We start from the raw sequence: 9678 nt of genomic DNA on the forward strand, positions 1-9678 counted from the left end.
GCGCCAGCATCCCGGCGCAGATGGCCAGGACGACGACGACCGTCCGCGCGGCCGCACGCCGATGCAGGGGAGGTGACCTTCCCGTCCTGCCTCCGAACGCGTGAACCCCGTGCGGCCGCGCGGACGGCCGTCGTCGTCCTGGCCATCTGCGCCGGGATGCTGGCGCTGGTCGGGCTCCTGGGGCCGGCGGGGGAGGGGGGCGCCGGCCCGGCGGTCATCTGGGCCTGCGTGGCCGGGCTGGTCGCGGTGGCCGCGCTGTTCCACGTGGTCCCGGCCGAGCGCCTGGACCGAGCGGGCGCCTTCCTCCTGCTCGCCGTCGTCGGGGTGACGGTGCTGTGCGTGCTGGCCGTGTACGGCGGCGGGACGTCGACCCGCTCGCAGGCCTTCCTGGCGTTCGTGGTGCTCTACGCCGGCTTCCACCTCCGCGTGGTCGGCGCGGTGCTCGCGACCGTCGTCGCCGTGGTCGCCGACGCGGTGATGATCTTCGACATCGCCCCGGCGAACGGGGCCGTCACGGACTTCGTCTTCTCCGGCGCCATGCTCGGCGTGGTGGGCGGCCTGCTGATCCGCGCGACGGGCAACCAGGAGCGGCTGGTCGCGGCGCTGCGGCAGCAGGCCGACGTCGACGCCCTCACCGGGCTGGTGACGCGGCGGGTGTTCGACCAGGCGCTCGAGGAGCGCCGGGCCGCGTCCGCGGCCGGGGCCGGGACCGCGCTGCTGCTCCTGGACATCGATCGGTTCAAGATGATCAACGACGTGCACGGCCACCTGGCCGGGGACGACGCGCTGGTGCACCTCTCCGCGGTGATCAAGCGGCAGATCCGCGCCGTCGACGCGCTCGCCAGCCGGCTGGGTGGCGACGAGGTGGCGGTGCTGCTGCGCGACTGCTCCCGGGAGGTCGCGGCGCGCCGGGCCGAGCAGCTGCTCGACGCCGTGCGCGGGGCGCCGCTGGTGCTGCCCGACGGCAGCCGGCACACGCTGTCGGTGAGCGTCGGCGTCTCGCACGTGCCGGACGCGGTGGCCGACCTGCGCGAGCTGTACTCCTCCGCCGACATCGCCCTCTACGCCGCCAAGCGCGGTGGCCGGGGCCGCGTCGAGGTGGCGCTCGCCGGGGCCTAGCTCGAGGGCAGGTGGCGCGCCGCGCCCGCGAGCGCGCGCAGGGTGAGCCGGCCGTCGGCCAGCCCGAGCCGCACCACGTCGTCGAACACCTGCTGCCGCGCGCCCGCCGAGCGCAGCACCGCCTCCATGAGCGCCGGCCGGCGGCTGAGCCGGGACGCCGCCGCGGTGTGCCGCAGGTGCCCGCCCAGCCGGCGCCCCAGCGCCCGCCGGTAGGCCGCCCCGGCTCCCGCGCCCGCACCGGCGGCCGCGCCGGCCAGCGCGCCGGACAGCACCGCGTAGAAGATGCCCTCCCCGGTGAGCGGGTTGACCAGCGCCGCCGCGTCCCCGGCCAGCAGCACCCGGCCGTCGGGCTGCCGCGGCCGCCCGGTGCTCAGCGGCAGCCGGTGCGCGCGCAGGCCGTCGGGCGCGACGCCGGGCAGCAGCCGGCGCAGCCCCTCCTCCAGGCCCGCCCGGCTGGCCCCGCCGGACACCAGCTCGCCGTAGCCCACGTTCGCCCGCCCGTCGCCGAGCGGGAAGGACCACGCGTAGGCCGGCCAGCGCTGCTCGGTCGTGACGAGGACCTGCACCCCGGCCTGGCCCGGCAGCTCGGGGGCGTAACCGCGCAGTGCCACGGCCAGCTCCGTCGGCGCGTTGCGCCGCACCTCCAGGGCCCGGCGGACCACCGACTCCGCGCCGTCGGCCCCGATCAGCACCCCGGCGGTGACGGACCCGTCCACCTCCACGCCGTCCGGGTGCACCCGCACCTGCCGCACCTGGTGCCGGCGCAGCACCGCCCCGGCGTCCCGGGCGGCCGTGACGAGCCGGACGTCGAGGACCACCCGCGGGACGACGTGCGAGGGGCGTTCGGTGTCCCGCTCGACGGTGGTCCCGCGCGGCGAGGTCAGCCGCAGCCGGGGGACGGCGGGGAAGCCGGCGGTGAGGGCGGCCGCGTCCACCCCCAGCGCGGCGAGCACGTCCAGCGCCTCGGCGGCGATGCCGTCCCCGCACACCTTGTCGCGGGGGAAGTCCGCGCGGTCGAGCACCAGGACGCGGGCGGCGGGATCGGCCCGCCGGGCGGCCAGGGCGGCAGCGGCGCCGGCCGGCCCCCCGCCGACGACGACGACGTCCCAGTGCTCCACCCGGCCGACGCTAGGGGAGGCCCCGGGGTCAGCGCGCGACCGGGCGGGGGACGCCGTCCCAGTTCTGCGCGAGCAGCCGCCGCCAGCTGTCCAGGTCGTGGTCGGCGGGCTCGGTGGTGGCGACGAAGTCCAGCAGCACGTCGCAGAAGCGGTCGGGCTCGTCGAGGTGCGGCCAGTGGCCGGCGTCCTCGAAGACCTCGACCCGGGCCGAGGGCACCGCGGTGCGCACCGTCTCGGCGTGCTGGGCCGGGACGATCGGGTCGCGGCCGCCCCAGATGACCAGCATGGGCACCGAGTCGGCCAGGTACAGCCGGTCCAGCGCGGTCACCGCCTGCCCCCGGACGTCCACCACCCCGCGCAGGGTGCGCAGGAACGCCCGCCGCGCCTCGGCGTCCTGGAGGGCCAGCAGGGCGTCGACGGCCTCGGCGAGGTCGCCGACCCGGCGCCACCCCGCCGCGCGGCCCAGCGCCTCGACCACCCGCAGGCCGCCGCGCAGCGGGCCCGAGACCTCGGCGAGCGCGCCGACCACGAGCTCGGCCCCGGGCAGGGTGGCCGCCCGCAGGCCCGCCGAGAGCTCCGGCCCCAGCCCGCCGCTGCCCACGAGCGCCAGGCGCTGGCAGCGCTCGGGGAACTGGTAGGCGAACTGCAGGGCGATGCCGCCGCCGAGCGAGTGCCCGACCACGGTGGCGCGCTCGACGTCGAGCACCGAGAGCAGGTCGCGCATGCCGTTGGCGTAGGCCGCGATGGAGTAGTCGCCCCGCGGCTTGTCCGAGTCGCCGTGCCCGAGCAGGTCGGGCGCGATGACGGTGTGCTCCTCGGCGAGGCGGTCGATCACCCCGGCCCAGGTCTGGCAGTTGTTCCCGATGCCGTGGAGCAGCAGCAGCGGCGGGCCCTCGCCGGCGAGGAGGAAGGCCCGCTTGTGCCCGTGGACGATCCGGGACCGGCGGACCAGGCGGGGTGCCACGGGCCCAGTGCACCACGGGCGGTGTTGCCTGCGGGTTACGGCTGCCGCGGTCAGGCCGACGAGGGCGCCGTCCACTTCCGCGGCGGGTGCACGTAGCCCTCGACGAACCGCAGCAGGCCGGCGGCGTCGTCCACCACGCCGAGCGCGTCCAGCCGGGCCGCGTCGAGGTAGCCGTCGTCGACCATGCGGCGGAGCTGGGCCAGCAGCGGCTGCCAGAACCCGTCGACGTCGAGCAGCGCCGCGGGCTTGGCGTGCAGCCCGAGCATCCCCCACGTCCAGGCCTCGAAGAGCTCCTCGAGGGTGCCCGCGGCGCCGGGGAGCGCGACGAAGGCGTCGGCGAGGTCGGCCATCAGCGCCTTGCGCTCGTGCATGGAGGCGACGACCTCGAGGCGGGGCAGCCCGGGGTGGGCGAGCTCGTCGTCGACGAGGTGCTGCGGGATGACCCCGACCACCTCGCCGCCGGCGGCGAGGGCGGCGTCGGCGGCGACGCCCATCATCCCGACGCGGCCGCCGCCGTAGACGACGCCCACGCCGGCCCGCGCGAGCCCGGTGGCGAAGGCCGCGACGGCCTCCGCGTGGGCCGGCGGGCCGGCGTGCGACCCGGTGAAGACGGCGACGCGCACCGGCTACTTGCCGCCGTAGTAGCGGAAGACGGGCTCGGCGATGCAGACCGGCTTGTCCCCGCCCTCCCGCTCGATCACGGCGCCGAGCGTGACCTGCAGGCCGCCGGCGACCTCCTCGACCGACCTCAGGGTCGCGGTCAGCCGCACCCGCGAGCCCACGGGCACCGGGGAGGGGAAGCGCACCTTGTTCAGGCCGTAGTTGACGCCCATCGCCGTGTCGGTCACGGCGAGGACCTGCGAGGAGAGCGGGGCCAGCAGCGAGAGCGTGAGGTAGCCGTGCGCGATCGGGCCGCCGAAGGGACTCTCCGCCTTGGCGCGCTCCACGTCGACGTGGATCCACTGGTGGTCGCCGGTCGCGTCGGCGAAGAGGTTCACGTGCTCCTGGGTGACCTCGTACCAGTCGCTGCTGCCGAGCTCGGTGCCGGTCAGCCCCGGCAGCTCGGCCATGGTCGTCGTGGTGCTCATCGGTGTGCGCTCCTCCGTCGGACGTGGGTGCCTCCAGGCAACGTAGTCCTGGCGGACGTAGCGCTCTGCCCACCCCGGGTGGGCAGAGCGCGAGCTCCGCCGGGCACCCGGTCCCGCGCCGGTCCGACCGGCCTCGCGTCACCCGGGCGCGGGCGCGCGGAACCGGGTTCACTGGCCGTCGTGCTCACCTCGACCGACGGCTGGACCGCCTGCGACCAGGGGCACCGCCACTGGGGGCGGGCCGGTGCCGCCGGCCTGCTGATCCACCGCGACGGCCCCGACGGCGTCGAGCTGCTCCTGCAGCACCGGGCCTGGTGGTCCCACCACGGGGGCACGTGGGGCACCCCGGGGGGTGCGCTGCACGCGGGGGAGGCCCCGGCCGCCGGCGCCCTGCGGGAGGTGGGCGAGGAGCTGGGGCTCACCGCGGCCGACGTCGTCCTGGGCGCGCAGTCGGTGGACGACCACGGGGGCTGGGCCTACACGACGGTGCTGGCCCGGCCGGTGCGCCCGTTCGAGGCGGTCGACCTCCGGCTGGACGGCGAGAGCGACGGCGTGGCGTGGGTGCCGCTGGCCGGGCTGTCCGCGGTGGCGCTGCACCCGGGGCTGGCCGCCTCGCTGGACCGGCTGCGGCCGCTGCTCGAGGACGGCGCTGCTCCGCCTCCGGCCGCGGGTTAGGTTCGGCGCATGAGCGCCCGCGACGACGTCTCCGAGATCTTCGACAGCTCCGCGTGGGCGCCGGTCGAGGGCTTCGACTTCTCCGACATCACCTACCACCGCGCCGTGGACGCCGGCGTCGTCCGCATCGCCTTCGACCGCCCCGAGGTGCGCAACGCCTTCCGGCCGCAGACCGTCGACGAGCTGATCACCGCCCTGGAGCACGCCCGGCTGTCCACCGACGTCGGCTGCGTGATCCTCACCGGCAACGGCCCGAGCCCGAAGGACGGCGGCTGGGCGTTCTGCTCCGGCGGTGACCAGCGGGTGCGCGGGAGGTACGGCTACGAGCACGACAAGGGGCGCTCGAGCGGCCGGCTGCACGTGCTGGAGGCGCAGCGGCTGATCCGCTTCATGCCGAAGGTGGTCATCTGCGTCGTCCCCGGCTGGGCGGCCGGGGGCGGGCACAGCCTGCACGTGGTCAGCGACCTCACGCTGGCCAGCGCCGAGCACGCCCGGTTCAAGCAGACCGACGCCGACGTCGGCAGCTTCGACGGCGGTTTCGGCTCGGCGTACCTGGCGCGGCAGGTCGGCCAGAAGTTCGCGCGCGAGATCTTCTTCCTCGGCGAGGAGTACACCGCCGCCGACGCCCACGCCATGGGCATGGTCAACCGCGTCGTCCCCCACGCCGAGCTGGAGGCGACCGCCCTGGACTGGGGCCGCAGGATCGTGGCCAAGTCGCCGACCGCCCAGCGGATGCTCAAGTACTCGTTCAACCTGATCGACGACGGCCTGGTCGGCCAGCAGCTCTTCGCCGGGGAGACCACCCGGCTGGCCTACATGGCCGAGGAGGCCGTCGAGGGCCGGGACGCCTTCCTCGAGAAGCGCGACCCCGACTTCACCCGATTCCCCTGGCACGTCTGAACGAGGAGGACCGCATGATCGTCGAGATCGTCACGGGCGCCGACGAGCGCCCCGAGGCCCGGGTGGTCGACGTCGAGGACCTGGGCCGCCTGCACCTGGCCCTGGGCGTCGTCACCGACGAGGAGGCGGGCGAGGCGCTGGAGCGGTCCGGCCTCGGGCGGCTGAGGGACGCGGAGACCGCGTTCCTGGACGTGGCCGCGCTGCGGGCCGCCGCGGAGCCCCGCGCGACGGCCGGGGACTGGAACACGCGGTGGGACGGGATGATCGCCGGCGCCCGCGCGCACGGCTGGCTGTCCGAGGACGGCGCGCAGCTGCAGGTGCACGTCGAGAGCGCCGCGGGCGCCTGACCAGGACCGGAAGGGGTGGCAAGGCCCGTTGCGCAGCAAGTTATCCGCACCTCGGATGATCGAGATCGTTGTGGTGACCCCGTCGGAGGCGCAGGATGTGCCGGTGCGCAAGACTCGTCGCCCCGAGGTCCGGTCGTGAGCGGGACGCCCGGCCGTCCGCTGAGCGCGGAGCTGTCCGAGCAACTGCTCGCCGTGGCCGTGGACATCCTGGCCGACGAGGGCTGGGGCCGGCTCAACAGCGACCGCATCGCCGCGCGCGCCCGCGCGGGCAAGGCCGGCATCTACCGCCGGTGGCCGTCGATGTCCGCCCTGGCCCGCGCCGCGGTGAGCCGGTTCGACCTCGTGGTGGTGCCCGAGGACGCCGGATCGCTGCGCGCCGACCTGCTGGGCCTGATCAGCGACCGCTGGACCCGGCCGCTGGACCGGGAGGAGCGCGCCGTCGCCAGCCTCGTCGGGGCGGCCCGGCACGACGAGGAGCTGCGGGCCGGGCTCGACGAGGCGCTCGTCCAGCCGCTGGCCGCCGCCGTCCAGACCCTGGGCGAGCGCGCCCAGCAGCGCGGCGAGCCGGTGCGGCTGGAGCGGCTGCGGCTGCTCGCCTCGGTGCTCGAGGCCTTCTGGTGGCAGCGCTACCGGATGGCCGAGCCGCTGACCGCCACCCAGGTCGAGTTCGTCGCCGACGAGGTGCTGCTGCCGCTGCTGCGGCCGGTCGGCGAGACCGTCGGGGTCTGAGGCGGTCCCGGCTCAGCAGGCCAGCCGCGCGGGCGGCTGACCGGCGGCAGCGCGGAGCCGGCGCAGCAGGTGCTCGGCGCTCTCCGCGAGCCCGTCGAGCACCTGCTCGGTCTGGCGTGCCAGCTCGTCGCCGATCACTGCGGGGTCCACGCCGGAGGTGACCGCCGGGCGCTGCCGCAGCAGCAGCGCCCGGATCGCCGAGAGCCAGGTGGCGGCGGTGAGCGCCGCCGTCGTGCCCGGGTCCTCCAGCACCAGGCCGTCGTGCGCCGGCTGGGCCCAGGCCTCGGCCAGGGCCTCGGCGAGCAGCCGCTCGCACTCGCCCACCAGGTGGCGCTCGTGCGCGCGCAGGGACTCCGACCCGGCGACGAGCCGCACGTGGTGCCGGTGGTCCGGGTCCTGCAGCGCCTCGATGCGGTCGCGGACGAAGGCGCCCAGGTAGCCGATCAGCGCCGACAGGGGGCACTGCGCCGGGGTCCGGTGGCGCACCGCGTCGGCGGGGCCGTGCACCCAGGGGGTGCGGCCGTCGAAGAAGAGCTCCTCCTTGGTGGAGAAGTGGTTGAACACCGTCTGGACGGCGACGTCGGCCGTGCGGGCGACGTCGGCGATGGTGACCGCGTCGTACCCGCGCTCGGCGAACAGCCCGTGGGCCACCGCCCGCACGTGGGCCCGCGTCTGCGCCTTCTTCCGCGCGCGGCGGTCGGTCTGCTCACTCACGGTGCCAGCTTAGGTACGGAACGTTCTCCTTGCTCGGACGAGCGACCGGGATGTCCGCGGGGGTGCGCGCGGCGCGCCCGGGCCCACCAGGCACGATGGCCGCGCGGGTGGACCCGGCCGGAGGCCCGGGCGCCCGGGACGACGACTGCGAGGAGGAACCGCCCGGTGCGGACGAGAGCTGCGGTGCTGCGCGAGGCCGGGACGGAGTACGAGGTCGTCGACCTGGAGGTGCTCGACCCCGGGCCCGGCGAGGTGCTGGTCGAGATGGCCTACGCCGGCCTGTGCCACTCCGACGAGCACCTGCGGCACGCCAACCCCGGCGGGCGCTACCCGATCGTCGGCGGCCACGAGGGCTCCGGTGTGGTGCAGGCCGTGGGCGCCGGCGTCACCGGTGTCGCGCCTGGCGACCACGTCGTCACCAGCTTCCTGCCGGCCTGCGGGCACTGCCGGTTCTGCGCGTCCGGCCGCTCCAACCTGTGCGACAAGGGCGCGACGATCGCCACCGGCCAGCTGCCCACCGGCACCTTCCCCTACCGCCTCGACGGCGAGCCGCTGGGCGGGTTCTGCATGATCGGCGCCTTCGCGCGGCACACGCTGCTCAGCGAGTTCTCCTGCGTGAGGATCGACCCTTGGCTGCCGCTGGACACCGCCGCGCTGGTCGCCTGCAGCGTGCCCACGGGGTGGGGGTCGGCGGTCTACTCCGGTGGTGTCCGGCCCGGGGACACGGTGGTCGTCGTCGGCCTCGGCGGGGTGGGCGTGAACGCGGTGCAGGGCGCGGTGCACGCCGGCGCCATGCACGTCATCGGCGTCGACCCGGTGGCGATGAAGCGGGAGTTCGCCGAGTCGCTGGGGGCCACCCGCACGGTCGCCGACGCGGGTGAGGCGGTGGCGCTGGCCCGCGAGCTCTCCCGCGGCACCGGCGCCGACGTCGTCGTCGTGACGGTGGGGAAGATGACCGGTGAGGTCTTCAAGGCGGCCTCGGCCTGCCTGGGCAAGGGCGGCACCCTGGTGCTGACCGCGCTCGCCGACCGGCCCGAGGAGGGGCGGGCGACGCTGAACGGGCAGATCACCACGGTGTTCGAGCACCGCGTGCAGGGCTCGATGTTCGGCTCGTGCAACCCGTTCACCGACATCCCGCGGCTGCTCCGGCTGCACGAGGAGGGGCGGCTGGAGCTCGACCGGCTGATCACCCGTCGCTACGCGCTCGACGAGGTGAACCAGGGGTACCGCGACCAGGCCGCCGGCGAGACCGTGCGGGGGCTCCTGGAGCACGCCCCCGGCGATTAGTGCACTAACCGCCGGGTCGGCTGGGCACTCGTCGGCGCATGAGTGAGCCCCGCATCGCCGTCCTCGACGTCGACGGCACCCTCGTCGACACCAACTACCAGCACGCCCTCGCCTGGTACCGGGCCTTCCGGTCGCTGGGCGAGACGTTCCCGGTCTGGCGGATCCACCGGCTGATCGGCATGGGCGGTGACCGGTTGCCGGCCGCGCTCGGCGGGGACGACGTCGAGGCGCGCATCGGTGAGCAGGCGCGCGACCGCTGGGTGGAGGAGTTCGACCGGGTCATCGACGAGGTGGCGCCGCTGCCCGGGGCGCGGGACCTGCTCAGCGCCTTCGGTGAGCGCGGGCACCGGGTGGTGCTGGCCAGCTCGGGCAAGGCCAAGCACGTGGACCACTTCCTCGACCTGCTGGACGCCCGGGACCTCGCGGAGGCGTGGACGACCAGCGAGGACGTCGAGTCCAGCAAGCCGGCGCCCGACCTGCTGCAGGTGGCGCTGCGGAAGCTGGGGGAGCCGGTGGACGCGGCCAGCGTCGTCGTGGGCGACTCGGTGTTCGACGTCGAGGCGGCGGCGAACGCCGGGATGCCCGCGCTGGTGGTGCGCTCCGGCGGGTTCGGCGATGACGAACTGCGCGGGACAGGCGCCGTCGACGTCTTCGACACCCCGGGCGACCTCGCCGCGGCGCTGGACCGGCTGGACCTCTCCGCCGAACGCGCCTGACCCCCGCCGACCCGGCCCGAC

12 protein-coding genes are annotated in these 9678 nt (G+C 75.9%); 7 read left to right on the plus strand and 5 right to left on the minus strand.

The annotated features are described in order from the left end of the window. The first annotated feature begins 72 nt into the window (after nt 1-72). Nucleotides 73-1119, plus strand: a complete 1047-nt coding sequence (locus E9565_RS23425; protein ID WP_236836594.1) for a diguanylate cyclase — start codon at nt 73-75, stop codon at nt 1117-1119. Here E9565_RS23425 and E9565_RS20295 read toward each other — a convergent pair. The 4 genes from E9565_RS20295 to E9565_RS20310 are packed head-to-tail and all read right to left on the minus strand — an operon-like array spanning nt 1116 to nt 4289. After that, nucleotides 1116-2237 (minus strand): geranylgeranyl reductase family protein, encoded by a 1122-nt coding sequence (locus E9565_RS20295; RefSeq protein WP_236827087.1) that lies wholly within the window; start codon nt 2235-2237, stop codon nt 1116-1118. The genes E9565_RS23425 and E9565_RS20295 overlap by 4 nt on opposite strands. 28 nt (nt 2238-2265) lie before the next feature. Next, nucleotides 2266-3201: an alpha/beta fold hydrolase gene (locus E9565_RS20300; RefSeq protein ID WP_236827088.1), complete on the minus strand. Its 936-nt coding sequence runs from the start codon at nt 3199-3201 to the stop codon at nt 2266-2268. 50 nt (nt 3202-3251) lie between these two features. Next, complete coding sequence (locus E9565_RS20305) at nt 3252-3824, minus strand: TIGR00730 family Rossman fold protein (protein ID WP_236836595.1); 573 nt, start codon at nt 3822-3824, stop codon at nt 3252-3254. A gap of 3 nt (nt 3825-3827) precedes the next feature. Beyond that, nucleotides 3828-4289 (minus strand): MaoC family dehydratase, encoded by a 462-nt coding sequence (locus E9565_RS20310; protein ID WP_236836596.1) that lies wholly within the window; start codon nt 4287-4289, stop codon nt 3828-3830. Between the two features lie 180 nt (nt 4290-4469). On the opposite strand from E9565_RS20310, the gene E9565_RS20315 reads away from it, so the two are divergent. The 4 genes from E9565_RS20315 (at nt 4470) to E9565_RS20330 (ending at nt 6940) form a co-directional block, all read left to right on the plus strand. After that, nucleotides 4470-4964: an NUDIX domain-containing protein gene (locus E9565_RS20315; protein ID WP_236827091.1), complete on the plus strand. Its 495-nt coding sequence runs from the start codon at nt 4470-4472 to the stop codon at nt 4962-4964. Between the two features lie 9 nt (nt 4965-4973). Further along, nucleotides 4974-5864, plus strand: coding sequence for a 1,4-dihydroxy-2-naphthoyl-CoA synthase (locus E9565_RS20320; RefSeq protein WP_236827092.1), 891 nt, complete (start codon nt 4974-4976; stop codon nt 5862-5864). A gap of 14 nt (nt 5865-5878) precedes the next feature. Then, nucleotides 5879-6211 (plus strand): hypothetical protein, encoded by a 333-nt coding sequence (locus E9565_RS20325; RefSeq protein ID WP_236827093.1) that lies wholly within the window; start codon nt 5879-5881, stop codon nt 6209-6211. A 135-nt stretch (nt 6212-6346) separates the two neighbouring features. Beyond that, nucleotides 6347-6940, plus strand: a complete 594-nt coding sequence (locus E9565_RS20330) for a TetR-like C-terminal domain-containing protein (protein ID WP_236827094.1) — start codon at nt 6347-6349, stop codon at nt 6938-6940. A gap of 12 nt (nt 6941-6952) precedes the next feature. Here the strand turns inward: E9565_RS20330 and E9565_RS20335 are convergent, their stop codons facing one another. Then, on the minus strand, nt 6953-7654 hold the full coding sequence (locus tag E9565_RS20335) for a TetR/AcrR family transcriptional regulator (RefSeq protein ID WP_236827095.1): 702 nt from the start codon (nt 7652-7654) through the stop codon (nt 6953-6955). Nucleotides 7655-7819: 165 nt separating this feature from the next. On the opposite strand from E9565_RS20335, the gene E9565_RS20340 reads away from it, so the two are divergent. Further along, nucleotides 7820-8941: an NDMA-dependent alcohol dehydrogenase gene (locus E9565_RS20340; protein WP_236827096.1), complete on the plus strand. Its 1122-nt coding sequence runs from the start codon at nt 7820-7822 to the stop codon at nt 8939-8941. Nucleotides 8942-8979: 38 nt separating this feature from the next. Next, on the plus strand, nt 8980-9657 hold the full coding sequence (locus E9565_RS20345; RefSeq protein WP_236827097.1) for an HAD family hydrolase: 678 nt from the start codon (nt 8980-8982) through the stop codon (nt 9655-9657). The last annotated feature ends 21 nt before the right edge of the window (nt 9658-9678 follow it).

This window comes from Blastococcus sp. KM273129, assembly GCF_021698995.1.
Lineage (GTDB): Bacteria > Actinomycetota > Actinomycetes > Mycobacteriales > Geodermatophilaceae > Blastococcus.